A 20,093-nucleotide genomic window follows, 5' to 3' on the forward strand; every position below is an offset into this window, starting at 1 on the left:
GACGGGTTTGGTCATCATGGTGTTCTCTCCTGCAGCAATCAGGCTGCGACCGCATTGGCATTCGACGTCGCCGTCTGGCCCGCACGTTCGTCGCCGTAGATGATGCTGAGCACGGTCTCGCGCATGGCGATGAAATCCGGGCTCGACTTGATGGTGCGCGCGTCACGGCATTCGAGATAGCGCTGGTTGAAGTCAAGCTCATACGTGTGCGTGATGCGTCCGGGGCGCGGCGACATCACGATCAGGCGACTGGCGAGAAACAGGGCTTCTTCGACGCTGTGCGTGATGAAGAAGATCATCTTGCCGGTCTCGCGCCACACGTCGAGCAGCAGTTCCTGGATGGTTTCACGCGTGAGCGCGTCGAGTGCGGCCATCGGCTCGTCCATGAGCAGCATCGACGGATTGCACGTGAGCGCGCGTGCAATGCCCACCCGCTGCTGCATGCCGCCGGAGAGTTGGTAAATCATGTGATTGTGGAAGTCCTGCAGCCCGACCAGCGCGAGATTGCGCGCGGCAATGGCGCGTCGTTCCGTCTTCGGCACGCCTTGAAGCTTCAGCCCGAACTCGGTGTTCTCCATCACGTTGAGCCACGGCAGCAGCGCGTGCTTCTGGAACACCACGCCGCGATCGGCGCCAGGGCCTTCGATCGGGGCATCGCCGAGCAGCAATTCGCCGGACGTGGGCGCGATGAAGCCAGCCATCAGACTGAGCAGCGTGGTCTTGCCGCAACCCGAGGCGCCGAGCGCCACTACGAAATCGCCGGGTGCGATGGTCAGATCGACGTGAGCGAGCGCCTGCACCTGCTCGCCGGGACGCCGGCCGGGATAGACGACGCTGACGTCGTTGACGATGAGTTGTTCCATGAAGCCCTTCTCCTGTCGATCGAGCGATCGGGGAGGGGCGGTCGCGCCTGAACTTTCGGCGCGACCGCCCCGGTACGGCTTACTTCAGTTTAAGTGCGGCGTCGACGTAGCGCGACGTGACATACGGCGTGTAGTCGGCCTTGACGGCATCGATCTTCTGCTGACCCTTCAGGAACTCGGCCGTGTCCTTGAGGGCCTTGGCGGCGCGGCTGTCCTTGCCACCGCCCAGCCATTCAGCCGATGCCTGCTGCTGGGCCGACGGGAAGGCATAGAGTGAGAGCGCGCCGGGAACGTCTTCCGGCTTGCCGCCGATCATCTTCACGATGGCCTTGACCTGTGGCGAGGTGGCGGTCCAGGCGGCCTGATGATCTCGGTACGCCGCGTCGGCGTCGGCGATCACCTTGACGAACTTCGCCATGAAATCAGCGTTCGCCTCACCCCATTTGCGGTCGACGGCGATGCCGTCAAACGTCGGCTTGCCCTGCTTCGACAGTTCTCCCGAGGTGATCAGCACGTGACCGCTCTTCTTGATCTGCGCGAGCGCCGGATCCCAGACATAGGCCGCATCGATGTCGCCACGCTCCCACGCCGCCACGATCTGGTTCGGCTGCATGTTGAGCACCTTCACCTCGGTCGGCTTGATGCCCCATTGTTGCAAGGCAAACATGGTGTGGTAGTGCGTGGTCGAGACGAACGGCACCCCGATCTTCTTGCCCTTCAGGTCGGCGGGCGACTTGATGTTCGAGGCGTTGCGCACGACCATTGCCTCGGCCTGGTTGATGTCGTCGAGAATCCAGAACAGTTGCAGGTCCAGCCCCTGCGAGACGGCGGCGGCCATTGGGCTGGAGCCGAGCACGCCGATCTTGATGTCGCCCGAGGCGAGGGCCGTGGCGACCTTGGCGCCCGACTCGAACTGACGCCAGTGGATCTTGTAGCCGGTGGCCTTCTCGAATTCGCCGCCGGTAATGGCGACCAGCCACGGATCGACGATTTGCTGGTACGCAATCGTCACCTCTTTTTCCTGCGCCTGCGCCGTCGAGGGCAGCGTAAGCCCGAGCGTCAGCGCAGCGGGGAGTGCAGCTGCCGCCAGTGCCGTGGCGGCGAACACCCGTCGCAGCCGGTTCGGAAGTCCATTCATGGTTCACCTCTAATCGGAAAGTTTTCGGTAGAACACTCGGGTTTGACGCACACGCTGTTAAGAATCGGCGCCAAGTGATTGCATCATTGCCGCCAGCCTTTTTGTTCGTTAGAGCCAGTTGGCCGCATTTGATGATGCCAACTGGTCCAGTGGACCCGAAATCGGCTTGCAAGCCGCATGAATGCTGGAATCGGGCGTGATTTCGCGCGACTGCGGATAAACCCCAACTCGGAATGGATGTCACCGTCACTTGAGTAATAATTGACGTTCTGGAAGGGTGAGTCGAGAGGGGGCACGATGTCGAGCCGGATTTCCGCGGCGATGTGGAACCAGTTGTTTCAGATGTCGGCGCACGCCGGCATGAGTTTGCAGAGCCAGATTCGCCAGATGCTGGTGTCGGCGATTCTCGACGAGCGGCTGATGCGCGGCGCTGCGGTGCCGTCGTCGCGCGAGTTGGCCGAAGGGCTTGGCGTGGCGCGCAACACGGTGGTGCTCGCCTATCAGCAACTGGTCGACGAGGGCTACCTGATTGCGCGGGAGCGGCGCGGGTATTTCGTCAACGGCGATATTCTGGCGCCCCGCGTCGGGTCGCAGGTCACGCCGGCGCGCGATGCGCCGGCGTTGGCGGCTGGCACCATCGCGCCACGGGATCCGGCGACACCGGACTGGGAGGGGCGCTACGTGGTGCGTCCTTCGGGGCAACGCAACATCGTGAAGCCCATCGATTGGCAGAAGTATCAGTACCCCTTTATTTACGGCCAGTTCGATCCGACCATGTTCCCGACGGCGGATTGGCGCGAGTGTTGCCACAAGGCGCTCACCGTCATGGAGATCCGCGACTGGGCACCGGACATGATCGCGCGCGATGACGAGACACTGATCCAGCAGATCCGCACGCGCGTGCTGCCGCGACGCGGCGTGTGGGCCGACGCCGACGAGATCGTGCTCACCAATGGGGCGCAACAGGCGCTGTATCTACTGGCCGATTTGCTGGTCGGGGCGCACACGACGGTGGGGATCGAAGACCCGGGCTACCCGGACGCGCGCAACATCTTCGCGATACGCACGCCAAAGCTCGTGGGCTTGCCCGTGGACGAGTCGGGTCTGCCGGTCGACGATCGCTTGTCGCAGTGCGATTACGTGTACGTCACGCCATCGCACCAGTGCCCCACGACGACCACGATGCCGCTGGCGAATCGCGAGGCGTTGCTGCGTCGGGCGGAAGCCGAAGACTTCGTGGTGATCGAGGACGACTACGAGAGCGAAAACAGCTATTCGGACATTCCGATCCCGGCGCTCAAGAGCCTGGATCGCAGCGACCGTGTGATCTATATCGGGAGCTTGTCCAAGTCGTTCGCCCCTGGGCTGCGCCTGGGGTATATCGTGGCGCCGGCGGCGCTGGTGGCGGAGTTGCGGGCGTTGCGCCGCTTGATGATTCGCCATCCGTCGGCGTTCATTCAACGCTCGTTTTCGATGTTCCTGGCACTGGGCCATCACGACGCCTTGCTGCGTCGTCTGGCGGATACCTATGCGAAGCGCGCCGAGGTGCTGAGCGCGGCGCTTGCCGCGCATATGCCGGAGGTGTCGTTCGTGCAGGTGAAGGGCGGGGCGTCGTGCTGGGTGCAAGGGCCGCCGACGCTGAACGCGAACGTACTGGCGGCGCGGGCGAAGGTGCGCGGCATTCTCATCGAGACGGGCGACATTTTCTTCATGGGCGATACGCCGCCGCTCAACCGGTTCCGGCTGGGCTTTTCGTCGATACGGCTTGAGCACATCGAGTCGGGCATCATTGCGCTGGCCGAGGTCCTGCGCGAGACGATGGCGCAGGGGTAGGTCGCGTGCGGCCGGCAGTCAGCGGGCGTTGCTGGCTTATGATGCGTCGGCAGGCGACATCGTTGAACATGGAGGCAGGCAGGGAGCATGGATAGCAAGTGCAAGAACCGGGCGACGCTCATTGGATTGGCGGCCGTGGTGTTGTGGAGTTCGATCGTCGGACTGATTCGCGGCGTGAGCGAGAGCTTCGGGCCGACTGGCGGCGCGGCGATGATGTACACCGTGGCCTCGGTGTTTCTGCTGTTCTCCGTCGGTTTCCCGCAGCTCAAGACATTCCCGAAGCGATATCTGTATATGGGAAGCCTGCTGTTCGTAGCCTATGAACTTTGCCTGTCACTGTCGATCGGCTACGCGAACAGCGCGCAGCAGGCGATCGAAGTCGGCATGGTCAACTATCTCTGGCCGACGTTCACGCTGATCTCGGCCATCGTCTTCAACAAGCAGCGCGCGAATTTTTGGGTGATTCCGGGGTTCTTCCTGTCGATGCTCGGCATTTGCTGGGTATTGGGCGGCGATCATGGCCTCGACGTCGCCGAGATGGCAGCCAACGTGCTTGCCAACCCGCTGAGTTACGGCCTGGCGTTCGCGGGCGCGGTGATCTGGGCGGCGTATTGCACGGTGACGACGCGCTATGCCGAGGGCAAAAACGGCGTGACGTTCTTCTTCATGCTGGTTGCGGCGGCGCTGTGGGCCAAGTATCTGTTGGCGGGCGGTGGACAGATGCAATTGCGTGTGAGTGGCATCGTCTACCTGGTGCTGGCCGCATGTGCGATGGGCTTCGGCTATGCCGCCTGGAACGTCGGCATTCTGCGCGGCAACGTGACGGTGCTGGCCGGGGCGTCGTATTTCATTCCGGTGTTCTCCGCTGCAATATCGGCGATGTTGCTGCAAGCGCCGCTGTCCTTCGCGTTCTGGCAAGGCGCGGCGATGGTGTGCGGCGGCTCGATACTTTGCTGGACGGCAACGCGATCGCGACGGTCACCCGGCGTGACGTCGAAGGCGGTTGATGTGCGGGAGTGAGACGTCGCCAAGGGCACGTGTCGAACAACGATGCGTGTGCCCCGATGGCTGGGAATGCCAGAGAGCACGGTCCGCGATCAAGCGCGATCCGTACCCCGGTATCGAAGGAGGCGCGTGACGATGGAACTCACCCTTTCATTGGCACTGTCGATGGCGCCGTCATTCCCGAATATCGGCCGCGTCAACCGGGTCAGAACGCCGCCCGTCGGCATTTCCACGGCGAGCCGTGCCCCGCGCTCATATGCGTGACGCGCGGTGTCATGCCAATTCACCTGACGGGCCATGTTCCAGGCGAGATCGTCTGCAATGTCGTCGGGACGAAAAAGCGCCCGCGCCCGGGTGCAACTGACGTAGGTCATCGTTGGCCGTTGGAAGCGCACTTTCGCGGTGGCTTGCGCCAACGTGCTCGCCTGGGCCGTGAGCAACGCGCAATGCGACGGCACCGTCATTGCCAGTCGAGCCGCCTGTGCGGCACCGGCTTTCGTCGCCAGCGCTTGCACACGATCCAGCGCGGCATCGTTGCCCGCCACCACGATCTGTTGCTCGGCATTCAGATTCGCGACGTAAGCGGGCGAGTCGTCGGTGTGAACTGCCTCCACAATGTCAGCCACCGCTGCTGCGGACAATCCGGTAATCACCGTCATGCCATAGCCGCGCGGATAGGCCGTCTCCATCAAGCGGCCTCGCAGGTGCACGAGACCCAGCGCATCCCTGAAATCCAGCGCCCCTGCCGCGACGGCTGCAGTCCAGGCACCGATCGAGTGGCCGGCCACAAGGTGCGGTGTGGCCCCTTGTGCGGCGAGCGCTCTTGTCATGGCGACCCCCGCGATCAGCAGACTCAACTGCACGGCGGTGGTCGAGCGAAGCGAATCTGTACTGCAAAGCGTCATCGGATCGATGCCAGTGGCATCGTGCGCTTCGGCCAACGTTGATTGGACCTCGGGCGTGTCGGGCAATGCGCCCAGCATGCCAGGGCGCTGCCCCCCCTGACCGGGATAGGTGAACAAGATGCTCACGTCGTGTCTCCGACGTCGCCCCACGGATCCGCAACCAGTGTCGGACCTTGGTCGGTTTTCACGAGTATGCGAGGCGGCGAGCGCAGCCATTCGCGAAGCGAGAACCCGCCGCGCCCGGTATCGATCTGGACGTCGATCCTGCAAGTTCTGTCGCGCGCAATCCATGCGAGCGCGTCGCATTGCGCGTCGGATGGCGGAAACGGTAAGCGAATGAGGACATCGAGATCGCTTTGTGGATGCAGGGCCGGCAAGCCGGTGGCCAGCGCAAAGCCGACGCCGCCGGTCGGTCCCCAATGCAATCCCAAGGCATTGAGGGCCGGGGCGAGATCACGAAGTGCTCTGAGGCACTGCAACGGTGTTGTGGGCTCGATCCTGACGACGCGATCGAGCAGCGATTCCGGCGAGACGATGCGGCGCACCGATCGGCGCGGCACGTGCGCCGCGATGCGCTGGTCGCGGGACGTCCCACGCAACCCGACCGGTACGAGGTCGGGTTGCGCGAGCGGCGCCCTGCGCACGACGGCAGGCGTACCGCTTGCCAGTGCGTCAGCCACCCACCCCGGCACCGCCATCCCCTCCGGTAGCGCAACACCGTCACACCAGAGAAGATCGTGGGGCCGTAGCGATGGCCGTTGCGCAGCGCGGTCCAATGTCATTGCACAAGGGCCTTCGTCGCTAGAAACAGGACCGACGGTCCGAGCAGACATCCCAGGCCGGTATGGAACGTCGCGACGAGCGCGCCGTAGGGCACGAGTCGGCGATCCGTTGCAGCGAGTCCCGCCGACACACCGCTGACGGTCCCTGCCAGTCCTCCGAACACCATGGCGGCGCGGGGGTTGTCCAGCGCCAGCAGGCGGGCGGCAAACGGCGTGCCGACCATGACGATGATGGCCTTGATGAGCCCAGCGGCAATCGACAGGGCCATCACGTCGGAACTGGCACCGATCGCGGCGCCCGTCACCGGGCCGACGATGTAGGTCACGGCACCTGCGCCGATGGTGGTCATGCTCACGGCGTCGGTGTAGCCGAACGCATGGGCGAGCGACGCCCCGACGATGAAGGGCAGTACCGTGCCGAGCAGCAGGGACACAACGCCAATCAGACCGGCCTTGCGGGCTTCCGAGACCTGTACCTCGAACGCGGTGGCAACGATCGCGAAGTCGCGCAGCATCGCGCCGCCCATCAGTCCGATACCGCTGAACAGCGAGACGTCCGCAAGTCCTTTTTGTCCGCCCGAGGCGGCGCCGCCCCAATAGGCCAACACAAGGCCGATCATGATGGCGATGGCCGAACCGTGTACGCGCCCGAATGTGAGCCGTCGGGACACCCACATGGAAAGCCCCATGATGATGCCCACGAGGGCGAAGGCGGTGACCAATCCGTTGTGGTGCAATATTTTCTCGAACATGGATAGCATGACTGATCCTCTCTCAAGCGTTCTGTGCCGTCTCGGACAGCGGCGGAAGCGGCTGCGCGTTGCCCGTTCGGTTGATCAGCGCAATGGCGACGCCGCAGACCAGCACGGCACCCACGGCGGCAAGCAGCGCGACGGGACCGCCTCGCAAGGCGGTGACAACGTCTTGCTGAGCGGCCATGGCGACCACGACAGGGATATACATTGCGCCCCAGAAAGAAACACCGGCTTCGGTTGCAGCGGGCATGAGGCCGCGCCGATGCAGATAAAGCCGAGCGAAGATCAATAGCAGCATGGCAATACCGACGCCGCCGACATTGGCTTTCACACCGATGGCCTGGCCGAGCAGGTCGCCAAGGAAGATGCCGGCGAGATGGCAAATCGCGAGCAGGGTCGTACCGTAAATAATCACAAGCTGTCTCCTGGTTGAAGCAATGACGAACTGTCTTTTCTGGTGTTATGGCAAGCGTCGAGTCGTCGGATTCAGGGGTGAAACGGGAATCGGATATCTGGGCCGACAATCGCTCTCCAGGCGCGCGGCGGTGAGTTTTGTGGATGGCCCGGCGCTCTCGCCGGGCGGTCGGGCGCGAACTACCAAAGTGCCTTCAGTCGTTCGCGTACCGTCGATGAGGCCTGTCGGGAAGGCGCGCCGAGTCGGCTGGAAAGACCGCGCGACGGATCTCTCTGGATGTCCGCGAGCGCTTGCGCCAGCACGCGCCGCACTTCACCGACGTCTTCCGGATCGGGCTGTTGGGCGGAACCGACCTTCAGCAGGCGCCACAGCAGCCCAAGCGACGCAAAGTTGGCGATGTCGTACGCCATCGGGGGAACGGCTTCGGCCAGCGCTTCGAGTTCGTCGACCGAACGCTGCGTAATGCGCGCGGCGGCCGCTTTCCCCATCGCGTGAACCATCACGCCCGCGTCGTCGAGCGCGACCAGACGATTCGCCTGATACCCATGCGCGAGAAACGCGCCGGACATCGCTCGCCCGACGATGAGCCCGATCACCGGGTGTCCGGCCACACGCGCCGCGGCATAGGCATCGGCCGCCGCCGCAAGCGCGAGATGAATGCCATAGGCTTCCTCGCGGCGTCCGTAAGCCTGGCTCGCCACGTCGACGATGGCGACGATGGCGGCTTTGCTCTCGCGGTCCCGGTCGCGTGCGATCACGTCCCGCACGGCGCGCGCCAGTTGCCATCCCTCGATCAATCCGACTTCGCCGTGTCGTGCGCGGGGAAAGCGATTGTTCTCGTCCGGAATCACGGCGATGTAGCGAGCGGGGGACTCGGCGAGCGAGGCATCCACGACCTGCAACGTGCTGCCGTAGTCATCGGTCTCGGTGCGGTGCGCAGCGTCGCACGTCAAAGCGTGCATCCACACGGCACCTCGTGAGGAACGGTCGGAACGGCTCATGAGGGGTCTCCTGCGCGGGCGGCGGCGTAAAGCGCGCGCACGTCTTCGGGCGAAGGCTGATTCGTCACATCGACGTGCATCAGCCGCTCAAGGTAGTACTCGATTTGTTCGCTGCGCTGCGGCTTCGGGGTGTCGGCCCGCAGCCATGCGAGCACCTGCGCGCGAATCGCTGCGGTGTCGTCGTCGAGGCAGGCGTCGACAAGGCCTGTCGCCTGGCGCTGTTCCCCGCCCGTCAGACCCCAGATGAACGGTCGATCGCGCGAGTCGTATTCCTCGACACCGGCCTCCTGCTCGATGACGGACGGCCCATTCAACCCAAGCCGTGCTTCGCGTGTGACCAGCAGATAGCTGCACATGCCGGCGGCGATGCTCATGCCGCCAAAGCAGCCGACCACCCCGGCGGAGATGCCGATGACGGGCCCGAACGTTCTGAGTTCGTGGATGGCCGCGTGGATTTCCGCGATGGCGGCGAGGCCGAGATTAGCTTCCTGCAGACGCACGCCGCCCGTCTCGAAGACGATGACCGCGCGTGTCGGTATGCCTCGGCGGTTGTCTTCGACGGCAAGCTCGAGGGCCCCGGCGATTTTCGCGCCGGAGACTTCCCCCATGCTTCCGCCCTGGAAGGCGCCCTCGATGGCGAGAACGACTGCCGGTTGCGAATCGAGCGTGCCACGGGCGACGACCACACCGTCGTCCGCTTGCGCAACGATGCCTTGCCGGGGAAGCCAGGGCGAGGACAATCGTTCGAACGGATCCAGAAGCTCGCGGAACGTGCCGGGGTCGAGCAGGGCGAGGGCGCGACGGCGCGCGTCGCGTTCGATGAAGCTGTCTCGTTGTATCGGAGTATTCGTCATCTCGACGGGCCCTTATTGGGGAGATTCGAGGGCTTCGCGCGCTTGCTCGAGGCGAAGGCGAACGACGGCCGGCGTAGCGCCGAAATCGTTGATTTCCACGTGCAGCGCGGGCCAGGCGTGCGATGCGAAGATTCGCTCGAGCTGCGCGTGCCAGATCGCGGACAGGCCATTGACGGAGGTCGTGAGTTCGACGTGGATCTGCCCCGGCTCGCCCGGAGACAGCAGGACTTCCAGGTCGCCCGACCCGACGACGCCGACGCAGGCTCGGCCCGCACTGGGTGCGCCGCCGGAGAAATGAAATTGAAGCGTTTCCATGGATGTGCTTCCTAAAGACTCAGAAACGGTGATTCGTTAAGCCGCGACGACGACCCCTTTGCGGAAAGCCGGTCGAGGAACAGGGCGGCGGCCAGCATGTCGGCGGCACCGCCTGGCGAGATGTGTCGGGCCAGCATGTCGGATTCGAGTTGTCGAAACTTGCGTCGACCGTCGGCCGTCGACAGGCCGCCGGCCGCGCGAACGGCGCTCGCGCCGGCCTGCATCGCGTGCAGCGCATCGGGGCCACCCCGAGCGAGGACGCACGTGTCGTCGAGCGTGGCCATGACCGCGAGTAGGGCGTCGATACGGGCATGGTCCTCGCGCATGCCTGCCGCGCGGGCTCGCCTGAGTGCGGGCAGCGCGATTTTCGTCACGTGCGGAAAGCCTGCCCATGCCTGACCTCGCGCACCGCCCACGCCATAGTCGAGGCACGCGCACTCGCCTTTATGTCCGGTGGCACATGGCGCAAAGCGGTCGGGCAGGCGCGCGAGCGTTGCGGCGCGACGCGCGACGGCATGGGCGCTCAGTGCGTTGGGCGCTTGCGCTGCGGCCGTGATCAGAAGGCCCAGTGCCCAGATGGCACCGCGGTGGGTGTTCACGCCGCCGGTCGCCGCGAGCATTGCCGTTTCCCCCAGGCGCCCGAGACGGCCGATCTGCTCGCGCAGGCGCATTGGGTTTTCGATCAACACACCGGCCTTGGCCATGGCCTCGAACGTCGGCCGCAAGACATTGGCCGACTGCACCATCAAGCCCCATGTGAGGTCGTGATGTGCGCCGCATCCGCGAACATCGACGAGGCCCGGCTTGGGAGAGAGCGTCACTTCGTCGATCAGCGCGGACTCGACGAGCGTGGCGAGTTTCGTTGCGATCGCGATCGGCTGGGACGGCGACTCGATCCGTCGAATGAGGGTCTTGTCCATTACCAGCTCCGAAAGCGCGCGGGCGGGTCGTAGAGTCCCCCCGACCATTCCACCAGCTCGCCGATGCTCTTCGCGGCGAGCAACTCGCGGCTCGCATCCGTGCGACGAATGTCCAGATCTTCCGGCAAGGCGATGAGGCCGTCGCTGCGCATCTTCGCTGTCTTGGCCGGGTCATGCTTCAGCCCAATCGCGGTGACGCCGGCCACCGCCGAGATCATGGCGCGGCGCTCTTCCAGCGAGCGTGCCTTGTAGAGGTAGGCAATGCCATCTTCAGTGAGCAGGTGGGTCACGTCGTCGCCATAGATCATCACGGGGGCGAGTGGCATGCCGCTTTGTTTGGCGACAGCAACGGCGTCCAGCGTTTCGACGAACGTCGGCTTGCCGCCTTCCTGGAATGTCTCCACCATCTGAACGACTAGTTTCTTGCCGCGTTCGAGCAGGGTGTCCGGCTGCGTCATGTCGAGCCAGGCCGGCGTGGCGTGACGGCGCCCGCGCGGGTCGTGCCCCATGTTCGGTGCGCCACCGAAGCCGGCCAACCGACCACGCGTCACCGTGGACGAGTGTCCGTCGCCGTCGACTTGCAGCGTGGCACCGATAAACAGATCGACCGCGTACTGACCGGCCAGTTGACAGAGCATGCGATTGGAGCGCAGCGAGCCGTCGCGACCGGTGAAGAAAACATCGGGACGCGCAGCCACATAGCGCTCCATGCCAAGCTCGGTGCCGAAGCAATGCACGCTTTCGACCCATCCCGATTCGATGGCGGGGATCAGGGTCGGGTGGGGATTGAGCGTCCAGTTCCGGCAAATCTTGCCTTTGAGCCCGAGGCGCTCGCCGTAGGTCGGCAGAATGAGTTCGATGGCCGCGGTGTTGAAGCCGATGCCGTGGTTGAGCGACTGAACGTTGTGACGCTCGTAGATGCCGCGAATGGCCATCATCGCCATCAGGACGTGCACGGGCTTGACCAGCCGGGGATCGCGCGTGAACAGCGGCTCGATGAAGAACGGCTTGTCGGCCACGACGACGAAATCGACCCACGACGCCGGAATGTCGACGCGCGGCAGGTCGGTCACGTCGTCGACGATCTCGTTGACCTGAACGATCACGATGCCGTCGGAGAATGCCGCGGGTTCCACGAGCGCCGGTGTGTCTTCGGTGCTGGGGCCTGTGTAGATGTTGCCGGCGCGGTCGGCCTTGAAGCCCGCCACGAGGGCGACGTTCGGGATCAAGTCCACGACAAGCCGCGCGTAAAGCTCGATGTAGGTGTGGATCGCGCCGACCTCCAACTGTCCGTCGGCGAGCAACTGACTGATGCGCAGGCTCTGCGGCCCGGCAAAGGAGAAATCCAGCTTCCGGGCGATGCCGACTTCAAAGAGGTCGAGGTGTTCTGCGCGACCCACGCTGGGCATGATCATGTGCAGGTCGTGCACGATGCCCGGATCGACTTGCACCAGTGAGCGCGAGAGGAAATCCGCCTGCTTCTGATTGTTGCCTTCGAGCACCACGCGGTCGCCAGGTGCGATCAGTGCTTGCAGGGCCGCCACGATGTCGCCGGTCTCGATTACCTTGCCATGGGCGATCCTGCGGGCGGCCGCGAGGCGGCGCGCCTTTTCGTCGCGCCGGCGACGCCATTTCGCCGGGATTGTGGGCATCTCTTGCATGTCGGAGGCTCCAGCCATTGAGTCGTCAGTAGCCTCTAAGCTATGCGTCAAAACCTCTCGTTTCAATCAACTTATGTGTTGGTTCATTAGCTTTAGGGTAATAATTGGGAGGTTCGAAGCAAACGTACCTGAACGAAATGAGGCGCGAGCATGGCAATTGACGACGGCATCACCCTGAAGAAGCTGGAAGTGTTTCAGGCGTTCATGGCGCTGGGGAATATGGCCCGGGTATCGGAAGTGCTCGGGCAGAGTACGGTGAGCGTGCACCGTGCGCTCCACTCGCTGGAGGCTGGGCTCCGGTGTCCGTTGTTCAAGAAGGATGGTCGAAAGCTGATTCCGTTGGCGACGGCGTATGTGTTCTCCGAGCATGCGGCGCGGATGCTGAGCGAGTGCGAGACTGGCGTGCAGCGCACGCGCGAGGCGGCCGGATTCACGTCGACGCGACTCAAGATCGGCGGGCTGTACTCGATGACGGTCGGGACGATTCCGCGATTGCTGGTCGGGTTGAAAATGCGCCGACCCGCTTTGGATATCGATCTTACGCTGGGGTCCAATCGCGATCTGATGTCCAAGCTGGACGACGGTCTGTTGGACGCGATTGTCATTGCCCTCGGCGCACCACCGAAGAGTCCGGACCTATTGGTCGTCCCGATGTTCGAGGACGACATTCTCTTCGCGGCGCCGTTGGGCTCGCCGTATGCGAAAGAGACGGCCATCGACCTCAGGGCCGTGCGGCATGAGAAGTTCGTGTCGCTCGGCGACGAATTCGCGACGTATCACGATTTCAAATCGGCCTTTGATCTCGCGGGATTTGCGCCGGACATTGCGATGCAGGTGGGCGATATCTTTTCGCTGATCAATCTCGTGAGCGGCGGCATCGGGTACGCGTTGCTGCCGCGACGCGTTGCGGATTTCAGTCCGAAGGTGCAGTTGATTCCGCTCACGCAACGCTATGCGCGCAGCCAGAATATCGTGTTGGTGCTTCCGCGAAACCGTGAGCGCGATCCGAATCTGCTCGCCCTGAGCGCGGAGTGTCGCATGCTCAGGGCGTAGGTGTCAGGATGCCGCTCGATGTATTGGTGCGGCTGAAGGCATTCGATCATGCCGTACTGGATCAACGATGCGCCGCCGCACACCGCAAGCGCCTCCGGTCGCCGGACGAACCCGATGCGCTCGATGGGCCCTACGAATGCATTCTGTGCGTCTATTGGTCGAGCGACTGTCTGTCGTTTCGGTTGCTCACCACACCCCGTAGAACACCCCGGCCTTCTTGTACTGATGCGTGCCGCGTTCGACGTCGTCGTGCGTCACGGTGGTGCGATTGCGCAGGCCGAGGGACCAGGTCAGCAGGCGCTCGCGCATGGCCTGTCGCACGTTGTCAAACGCCGGGTCGGTACCGAGGTCGACGAATTCGTCGGGATCGTTGCGCAGGTCAAAAAGCTGCGGCGCGAATCCGTCCCAGTGAATGTATTTCCACGCGTCGGTGCGCACCATCCAGCCACGGCATGCGTCGGGGCGGCGGCCCAGGATCTGGCGTGCCTGCCGATAGGCGTAGTCAAGCTCGGAGAAGACGGCATCTCGCCAGGGCGTTTGCGCTGCGTCGTTTCGCGTCAGCGCAAGCAGCGAGCGACCTTCGACGCGGTGATCGGGAACAGGCATGCCGAGCGCGTCCAGCACTGTCGGCACGGTGTCGATGGCCTCGACGAAGCGTGCGTCGCTGTGGCCGCGCGTGGCGTCGGCCTCGGGGGACGGATCGTAGACGATATACGGCACGCGCTGCACGGTGTCGTAGAACAATTCCTTCTCGCCTAGCCAGTGGTCGCCGAGGAAGTCGCCGTGGTCGGCGGTGAAGACGATGAGTGTGTCCTTCCACCGTCCGAGCCTGTCCAGGGTTTCCCACAGTCGTCCGAGATGATCGTCGAGCTGGCTTATCAGACCCTGATAAGCGGGCCGAACCTTGGCGATGACCTCGTCGCGCATGAAATTGGCACATTCCTCCTGCTGGAAGTAGGCGCTCGTCACCGGATGTGGCGCCTCGCGCTCACGCTCGGCGCGCCGCACGGGCAGGCATTGTTCGAGGGTGTATTTGTTGTGGTACGGCGCTGGGGCCATATACGGCCAGTGTGGCTTGACATACGACAGGTGCATCGCCCATGGAGCATCGCCCTGGCGCTCGATGAAACGGATGGCCTGGTCGGTGGTATAGGCCGTTTCGGAGTCGGCTTCGCGCACACGCGCGGGCAGGTGCGCATTGCGCATGTGCCAGCCGCTGACGATGCGGCCCTGTGCATCTTCGGCCGAGATCACAAAGTCCGACCACGGATCGTCGCTTGCGTAGCCTTGTTGGCGAAGGTATTCCGCGTAGCCGCCGGCGGGTTCTGCGTGATGTCCGTCGTAGCGGTCGACCAGCGTGAAATGGCCCTCGCGCAGCAGCGCGCCGAGCGCATTGCCGCCATCCAGATGCAGGCGCTTCAGACCGTGGTTGTCCGGCATCATGTGCGTCTTGCCGACCAGCGCCAGCTTCATGTCGCGCGCGGAAAGATATTCCCCTAACGTGATTTCGTCGATCGACAATGGCACGCGGTTCCACGTCGCGCCGTGACTGGCGACGTATCGCCCTGTGTAGAACGACATTCGCGACGGACCACACACCCCCGACTGTACGAACGCGCGCTCGAACTTCACACCGCGTCGGGCGAGACCGTCGATGTTGGGCGTGGCCAGATACGGATGCCCGTAGCACGACAGGTGGTCCGCCCGCAGTTGGTCACACATCACGAAAAGCACGTTGCGGATCGACGACATCGTAGGTGTCCGAATTGAATTTAAGAGATGACGTTCAGCGCGACGTCGTGCCATTGCTGGTGCCGAATGGCACACCGGTTGTACGGCGTGCCAGGTCGGGCATCGGCCACAACGCGACGAGACCGACAACCATGGCCGTTGTCACGAAGTAGGCCGGCATCATCTTGTCGCCGGTTGCGCTGATGAGCCAGGTGACGAGAAACGGCGAGAAGCCGCCGAACAGCGTGGTGGCCAAGTTGTAGGAAATCGAAAGACCGGTGGCCCGTACCTGTGCGGGGAACAATTCGGCAAGCGCCGTCGACGCCGGGCCCAGTGCGGCTGCCATCAGCACCGCGAACACGACCTCCACCTCAAGCAGTCGCGGCAAGCTCGGCCCAGCGACGAGCCAAAGGAACAGGGGATAGATGGTCAGCACGTACAGCGCCATTGAGGCGCCCATCACCGGTTTGCGCCCGACGTGGTCAGACAGCAGCCCAAACAGCGGAATCAGGATCATGCGCAGCGTGCCGGTGACCATCAGCACGATGAACGGTGCGGACACTGGCAGCTTCAGTTGGGTCACCGCGTAGACTGGCAGGTACACATTCAGCACGTATTGAGCAACAGAGCTCGCCACGACCAGCCCGAATGCGATCCACAGTGCGGCCTGGTGCTCGCGCCAGACCGTCGTGAGTGTCGAGGCGGCCTTGCCGACCGTGGCGGCGCGTGCGCCTTCGTCGGCGTCTTCATACGCCGGCACCACTTCGTGCAGCCGGGTGCGGATGTAGAACCCGACGGGACCGATCAGCATGCCGAACAGGAACGGCACACGCCAACCCCACGCATCGAGTGTGCTCTGGCTCAGCCCGCGCGTGACCAGGGCGCCCATCAGCGCGGCCGTCACGGCAGCGACGAATTGGCCGAAATTTTGCCAGCTTCCGTAGAAGCCGCGCCGGTGAGGCGGCGCGTATTCGATCAGCATCGCCGTGGCACTGCCGAACTCGCCCCCGGCCGACAGGCCCTGCAGCAGTCGCGCCAGCACCACGATGATCGGCGCGGCGATGCCGATCGTCGCGTATCCGGGAGTGAGCGCCATCATGGCCGAGGACACCGTCATCAGCAGGATCACCAGCGACAGCGCAGCCTTGCGCCCGGCACGGTCGGCGTAGATGCCCAGCAGGATGCCGCCGATCGGCCGCATCAGGAACGCGCTGCCGAAGGTTGCCGTGGTCAGCAGCATCGATACGGTCGGGTTCGACGACGGGAAGAACTGCCGCGCGATGATCACCGACAGGAAGCCGAAGACGATGAAGTCGTACCACTCGAATGCGTTACCGATGGTGGCGGCGACGATCGCCCGGCGGTTGGCGCGGGGCAGGGCGGGCGTGGTTGGCATGGCGAAATCCTCCTGGCGGCGGCCGGGCTCCGGGGCGGGCGGCTGCCATGTCTCGTGTTTGTGTTGTTGTGGCCGCCACTAGGGCGCTCAGGGCCGTCCGTGTGGCAAGCCATCACGATTGTGTGGATTTACTTCGTTACCGTCCAATGAGATATTGCCTCCAAATCATAAATTCAAGGTTATGAATCGATGGCTTCCGCAACCTCCGGCGCATCGCCTGGTGCGTCGCTCGAACGTAGTGCGATTGATGGGTATTTTTCGCGCCAGTTGAAACTGCGGCACCTGCAGTTGCTCGTGGCACTCGCCGATCGCCAGACGGTCGGCAAGGTCGCCGAGGCACTGCACGTGACGCAGCCGGCCGTCTCGAAGATGCTCAACGAGATGGAAAAAGGGATCGGTGTGCCGCTGTTCGAGCGTGATGGACGCCGTATCCGGCCCACGACCTACGGCGAGTGCCTGATCCGCCACGCGCGCGAACTATTGCTGCACGCCCAGCGTGCCAGTGAGGAGTTGCACGCGATGACCAGCGGTGTTGGTGGCCGCGTCGAGGTGGGCGTGCTGTCGGTGGCCGCGCCGATCCTGATACCGGCGGCCGTGGCGCTGTTTAAGCAGCGTTCGCCGACGGCTACGGTGTGCCTGCACGAAGGCACGCTGGATCAACTCTTGCCGGCGCTGCGCGTGGGTCAACTCGATATGATCGTTGGGCGACTCGCGCGGGGACTGTCCGCGCCGGAATTCACCAGCGAGCCGTTGTTCGACGACCCGACGGTCATCGTGGTGGCGCGCACGCACCCGCTGGCATCTCGCAAGCGCATCAAGTGGGCCGACTTGGCAGGGTTGGCGTGGATCGTGCCGAGTGCCGGTGCGCCCATGTACCGGCATCTGCTGTCGGTACTGGAGGCGCACGGCGTGGGTACGCCGATCAACACCATCGAGTCGGTGGTGATCGACGCCAACGTGGGCATGCTGCAGTCGTATCCGGTGCTGGGTCTGCTGCCGCGCTCGCTGGCGCGGCATCACGAGGAGGGTGGTGTGCTGAAGATTCTGCCATTGAGCCTCGGTGCCGCGCTCGGCCCGGTCAGCACCACATGGCGCGCCGATGCCGACGACACGCCAGCCACCGCGCTGTTTCGTGCCTGCCTTAGCGAAGCGGCAAAGGTGGCGCGGATTTAAGGTGGCCGTGTGTTGTAGCGACCGTGAGGGAGCTGGAGACGGTCTCGATCCAGATGGTGGATGCAGGTTGCAGGGTTGCATCGACTAGCGGAGAAACCTGAATTTCCCCGCAGCAGTGGTGGGAACGACAGGTTGAATCCTCAGAGAGAATCTGGCGCCCGGGCGTCCGACTGACGGCGTCCACGAATGAGGCTTCCTGGCCGGTAACGGTTGTCAGTCCGTCGGCGGTTTTCGACCCACAGGCGTCATTCGCACAAGCTCGTTGAGTGGCCGTTTGTCGAACTCGCTGCAATCGCAAGCGATCGGATGACTTCGTGCGTTACGCCAACTTTTCAGCGAGATTTCCAAGGCGGGCTTTTAGCGTTGTCCGAAGGTTTGCGTCTGCTCCGATTAGGGTGAGCGCGGCTCTTTCATAATCTGAACGCCCATTGAAATGCAACGCTTTTGCCAGGGCGTGAAGCACCCCTGATTCCCTGATAGGATATCGAGACACGACTGCATCGACGTCTTCAGCAGCAATCAACTGGTTGATACGATCTAATTCCGCCGGATACGGCGACGCAATGGTGACTGCGACTTCGCCGGCGCTTCCATCTACCATCGACTGCCGTTCGGGCAACGCAAGCAGCAACTTGTCCCGCATTTGACGTTCTGCGATCCGGCTGGCAAGGTGTTCGACCGTCCCTTTCATCTTAAGCGCCGCTAAAGCTGCCGCTTTCGCTTCGGCCAGTATCTGGTCCGCGGGCAAGCCGAAAATCTGCGCTTGCTTGGCGGCGAGCGCTTCTAAAGCATCTGCAGAATAGTAAAGGCTTTCAACGGCGAAAATCGGCAATGCGTAGATGCCATTGGATTCTAATTCTGCCACCCGGTCCGCTCCCATTCCGTCGTGGTCAACGAGTCCGAAAGCTTGCGCGCGATGCAGTGACTCCACTGCACGCAACCCTTCTACTGCACGCATGACCTCGCGGCAGCTTTCGCGTGACCGAACTGACACTGACGGGAAAAGAAGGGAATACAAAGGTTGATCCAGGCTTGTCGACGTTCCCTCTATAAACAGGATGTTCCGACGCGAGCCGATTAGGTCAACGCGCAACCATTCAGGAATTTGACCAGGATCGTTCAAGACATCGACTTCCCATGCGGCGATATCCCCCCCTTGCCACGTACTACCGCGAACAAGGATTACCCTCGCTGAGGGCGAACTGCCGGGGAGATCGAGCTCGTGTGTACACACTACAAAGCCACATTCTGGCCGTTCGGAAATGAGGGCCTTAAGCAGAGGGACGACGATGGATGGGTGTAGGTGGAGCTCGGGTTCGTCGATAAGGAAAATGGCGTCATCCGGAGCAGCGACTACCTCAGCGGCGAACACAAGTGCGGCTCGCTCGCCATCAGACATCCGAGCGTAACTATAAGTGGCGCCTGACTGCTTTGCTCGAAGCTCGCCTCCGTCGATCAACATGCTGATGGACAAATTTGCCTGAGCCAAAAGAGCGTTTATGCGGTCGAGTGGCGAGTTGTTGGACTGAAGCCGAGCGACTGCTGCCGAGTTCGCACCATCAATCTTTATCTCGTTCGCTGCGTCAATCTTGTACTGAGTCTCCGCCGCCTGTAGATCGTGAATTGCCTTTTCATTCCTGGAAGTCCCAGAAATCGATCGCCACCGCGTATCAGGTGAGGCATCCCAACTGCGAAGGTTCTGCTCAAGGTTCCGGCGCGACGCGGGTGTCAGAGATAGACTTTCGTTGTCGAAATAACTTGGGCGGGAACCTGGCATGTAAATAACCCCGGGGCCGAACTGCCCGGACAGGCGGTTTACTAGCGCAGATTTTCCCGTACCGTTACGCCCCAGAATGAAGACTGGACGCCCCACCTCGACTGGGACGGTAACAGCCGTTCCCTGCCCCGAGGGAATTTGAATAGCGGCAAGTTGCTTGTTCGACTGACCTGACTCCATGAAACAAACCCCTTTGCATGCAGATGATTGGCTCTCACCGCAACGGATCACGGTGTCTTCTTTTGCTAGCAATCATATGCGAACTACCTCAAAGCATTGCAACGATCCATCTCGCATATTTTCAAACGGTTCCTTCGTCAAGGAGCGGTCAGTCGATGCGGCGCCCACGAACGTCTCAAACTGGCCGATCACTGCCCGACGCGATCGGCTGAATCCGACCCACTTCTGCCGTTCGACGATGCGCCGGGTAAACGACAGCTTTCGGATGAAGAGTGCTCAAACGTCTGTATCTCTCGCAGCCCAGCGATCGCAGTTGGCCAGCACGGTCGTGAGCGG

The 20,093-nt window shown here is 63.1% G+C and carries 18 protein-coding genes; 4 read left to right on the forward strand and 14 right to left on the reverse strand.

The window, feature by feature from the left end:
- Positions 1 to 38 precede the first annotated feature (38 nt).
- Both A985_RS0121785 and tauA read right to left on the reverse strand, forming a co-directional pair.
- Positions 39 to 863 (reverse strand): taurine ABC transporter ATP-binding protein, encoded by an 825-nt coding sequence (locus A985_RS0121785; RefSeq protein WP_017235497.1) that lies wholly within the window; start codon positions 861 to 863, stop codon positions 39 to 41.
- Between the two features lie 79 nt (positions 864 to 942).
- Complete coding sequence (gene tauA, locus A985_RS0121790; RefSeq protein WP_017235498.1) at positions 943 to 2,001, reverse strand: taurine ABC transporter substrate-binding protein; 1,059 nt, start codon at positions 1,999 to 2,001, stop codon at positions 943 to 945.
- Positions 2,002 to 2,298: 297 nt separating this feature from the next.
- On the opposite strand from tauA, the gene A985_RS0121795 reads away from it, so the two are divergent.
- Both A985_RS0121795 and yddG read left to right on the forward strand, forming a co-directional pair.
- Positions 2,299 to 3,834 (forward strand): PLP-dependent aminotransferase family protein, encoded by a 1,536-nt coding sequence (locus tag A985_RS0121795; protein WP_026132278.1) that lies wholly within the window; start codon positions 2,299 to 2,301, stop codon positions 3,832 to 3,834.
- A gap of 87 nt (positions 3,835 to 3,921) precedes the next feature.
- A complete protein-coding gene (gene yddG / locus A985_RS0121800) occupies positions 3,922 to 4,854 on the forward strand; it encodes an aromatic amino acid DMT transporter YddG (RefSeq protein WP_017235500.1) in 933 nt (310 codons plus the stop codon).
- Positions 4,855 to 4,931: 77 nt separating this feature from the next.
- Here yddG and mdcH read toward each other — a convergent pair whose 3' ends face one another.
- The 9 genes from mdcH to mdcA all read right to left on the reverse strand — a co-directional run bounded on the left by mdcH (position 4,932) and on the right by mdcA (position 12,447).
- Positions 4,932 to 5,870, reverse strand: coding sequence for a malonate decarboxylase subunit epsilon (gene mdcH, locus A985_RS0121805; RefSeq protein ID WP_017235501.1), 939 nt, complete (start codon positions 5,868 to 5,870; stop codon positions 4,932 to 4,934).
- Positions 5,867 to 6,526, reverse strand: a complete 660-nt coding sequence (locus A985_RS0121810; protein ID WP_039830665.1) for a malonate decarboxylase holo-ACP synthase — start codon at positions 6,524 to 6,526, stop codon at positions 5,867 to 5,869. The genes mdcH and A985_RS0121810 overlap by 4 nt, the downstream gene beginning before the upstream one ends.
- The gene (madM, locus tag A985_RS0121815; RefSeq protein WP_026132280.1) at positions 6,523 to 7,287 is read right to left on the reverse strand and encodes a malonate transporter subunit MadM; all 765 of its coding nucleotides are present in this window, start codon (positions 7,285 to 7,287) and stop codon (positions 6,523 to 6,525) included. Before madM ends, A985_RS0121810 begins: the two co-directional genes overlap by 4 nt.
- 13 nt (positions 7,288 to 7,300) lie before the next feature.
- Positions 7,301 to 7,696 carry a malonate transporter subunit MadL gene (gene madL / locus A985_RS0121820; protein ID WP_017235504.1) on the reverse strand — a complete coding sequence of 132 codons (396 nt, stop codon included), beginning with the start codon at positions 7,694 to 7,696 and terminating at the stop codon, positions 7,301 to 7,303.
- A 179-nt stretch (positions 7,697 to 7,875) separates the two neighbouring features.
- Positions 7,876 to 8,697 carry a biotin-independent malonate decarboxylase subunit gamma gene (gene mdcE, locus A985_RS0121825; protein ID WP_017235505.1) on the reverse strand — a complete coding sequence of 274 codons (822 nt, stop codon included), beginning with the start codon at positions 8,695 to 8,697 and terminating at the stop codon, positions 7,876 to 7,878.
- Positions 8,694 to 9,551 carry a biotin-independent malonate decarboxylase subunit beta gene (locus A985_RS0121830; protein ID WP_017235506.1) on the reverse strand — a complete coding sequence of 286 codons (858 nt, stop codon included), beginning with the start codon at positions 9,549 to 9,551 and terminating at the stop codon, positions 8,694 to 8,696. The genes mdcE and A985_RS0121830 overlap by 4 nt, the downstream gene beginning before the upstream one ends.
- Positions 9,552 to 9,563: 12 nt before the next feature.
- Positions 9,564 to 9,866 (reverse strand): malonate decarboxylase subunit delta, encoded by a 303-nt coding sequence (locus A985_RS0121835; protein WP_017235507.1) that lies wholly within the window; start codon positions 9,864 to 9,866, stop codon positions 9,564 to 9,566.
- 11 nt (positions 9,867 to 9,877) lie between these two features.
- Positions 9,878 to 10,786: a triphosphoribosyl-dephospho-CoA synthase gene (locus A985_RS0121840; RefSeq protein WP_017235508.1), complete on the reverse strand. Its 909-nt coding sequence runs from the start codon at positions 10,784 to 10,786 to the stop codon at positions 9,878 to 9,880.
- Positions 10,786 to 12,447: a malonate decarboxylase subunit alpha gene (gene mdcA / locus A985_RS0121845; RefSeq protein WP_017235509.1), complete on the reverse strand. Its 1,662-nt coding sequence runs from the start codon at positions 12,445 to 12,447 to the stop codon at positions 10,786 to 10,788. Before mdcA ends, A985_RS0121840 begins: the two co-directional genes overlap by 1 nt.
- Positions 12,448 to 12,597: 150 nt before the next feature.
- On the opposite strand from mdcA, the gene A985_RS0121850 reads away from it, so the two are divergent.
- A complete protein-coding gene (locus A985_RS0121850) occupies positions 12,598 to 13,500 on the forward strand; it encodes a LysR substrate-binding domain-containing protein (RefSeq protein WP_017235510.1) in 903 nt (300 codons plus the stop codon).
- 186 nt (positions 13,501 to 13,686) lie between these two features.
- On the opposite strand, the gene A985_RS0121855 is transcribed toward A985_RS0121850, so the two are convergent.
- Both A985_RS0121855 and A985_RS0121860 read right to left on the reverse strand, forming a co-directional pair.
- A complete protein-coding gene (locus A985_RS0121855; RefSeq protein WP_017235511.1) occupies positions 13,687 to 15,252 on the reverse strand; it encodes a sulfatase-like hydrolase/transferase in 1,566 nt (521 codons plus the stop codon).
- 34 nt (positions 15,253 to 15,286) lie between these two features.
- Complete coding sequence (locus tag A985_RS0121860) at positions 15,287 to 16,627, reverse strand: MFS transporter (protein WP_017235512.1); 1,341 nt, start codon at positions 16,625 to 16,627, stop codon at positions 15,287 to 15,289.
- Positions 16,628 to 16,816: 189 nt separating this feature from the next.
- On the opposite strand from A985_RS0121860, the gene A985_RS0121865 reads away from it, so the two are divergent.
- Complete coding sequence (locus A985_RS0121865; protein ID WP_017235513.1) at positions 16,817 to 17,800, forward strand: LysR substrate-binding domain-containing protein; 984 nt, start codon at positions 16,817 to 16,819, stop codon at positions 17,798 to 17,800.
- Positions 17,801 to 18,119: 319 nt separating this feature from the next.
- Here A985_RS0121865 and A985_RS0121870 read toward each other — a convergent pair whose 3' ends face one another.
- Complete coding sequence (locus A985_RS0121870; protein WP_083902404.1) at positions 18,120 to 19,757, reverse strand: AAA family ATPase; 1,638 nt, start codon at positions 19,755 to 19,757, stop codon at positions 18,120 to 18,122.
- Positions 19,758 to 20,093 lie beyond the last annotated feature (336 nt).

Source organism: Pandoraea sp. B-6 (genome assembly GCF_000282835.1).
Taxonomy (GTDB): Bacteria; Pseudomonadota; Gammaproteobacteria; order Burkholderiales; family Burkholderiaceae; genus Pandoraea; species Pandoraea cepalis.

Coding starts and splice junctions, on each gene's coding strand:
- A985_RS0121840 (WP_017235508.1), bottom strand. CDS start 10,786: ATGGACAAGACCCTCATTCGACGGATCGAGTCGCCGTCCCAGCCGATC.
- A985_RS0121860 (WP_017235512.1), bottom strand. CDS start 16,627: ATGCCAACCACGCCCGCCCTGCCCCGCGCCAACCGCCGGGCGATCGTC.
- A985_RS0121795 (WP_026132278.1), top strand. CDS start 2,299: ATGTCGAGCCGGATTTCCGCGGCGATGTGGAACCAGTTGTTTCAGATG.
- madM (WP_026132280.1), bottom strand. CDS start 7,287: ATGCTATCCATGTTCGAGAAAATATTGCACCACAACGGATTGGTCACC.
- A985_RS0121855 (WP_017235511.1), bottom strand. CDS start 15,252: ATGTCGTCGATCCGCAACGTGCTTTTCGTGATGTGTGACCAACTGCGG.
- A985_RS0121870 (WP_083902404.1), bottom strand. CDS start 19,757: ATGGAGTCAGGTCAGTCGAACAAGCAACTTGCCGCTATTCAAATTCCC.
- mdcA (WP_017235509.1), bottom strand. CDS start 12,447: ATGCAAGAGATGCCCACAATCCCGGCGAAATGGCGTCGCCGGCGCGAC.
- mdcE (WP_017235505.1), bottom strand. CDS start 8,697: ATGAGCCGTTCCGACCGTTCCTCACGAGGTGCCGTGTGGATGCACGCT.
- A985_RS0121785 (WP_017235497.1), bottom strand. CDS start 863: ATGGAACAACTCATCGTCAACGACGTCAGCGTCGTCTATCCCGGCCGG.
- A985_RS0121865 (WP_017235513.1), top strand. CDS start 16,817: ATGGCTTCCGCAACCTCCGGCGCATCGCCTGGTGCGTCGCTCGAACGT.
- yddG (WP_017235500.1), top strand. CDS start 3,922: ATGGATAGCAAGTGCAAGAACCGGGCGACGCTCATTGGATTGGCGGCC.
- A985_RS0121810 (WP_039830665.1), bottom strand. CDS start 6,526: ATGACATTGGACCGCGCTGCGCAACGGCCATCGCTACGGCCCCACGAT.
- tauA (WP_017235498.1), bottom strand. CDS start 2,001: ATGAATGGACTTCCGAACCGGCTGCGACGGGTGTTCGCCGCCACGGCA.
- A985_RS0121850 (WP_017235510.1), top strand. CDS start 12,598: ATGGCAATTGACGACGGCATCACCCTGAAGAAGCTGGAAGTGTTTCAG.
- A985_RS0121835 (WP_017235507.1), bottom strand. CDS start 9,866: ATGGAAACGCTTCAATTTCATTTCTCCGGCGGCGCACCCAGTGCGGGC.
- A985_RS0121830 (WP_017235506.1), bottom strand. CDS start 9,551: ATGACGAATACTCCGATACAACGAGACAGCTTCATCGAACGCGACGCG.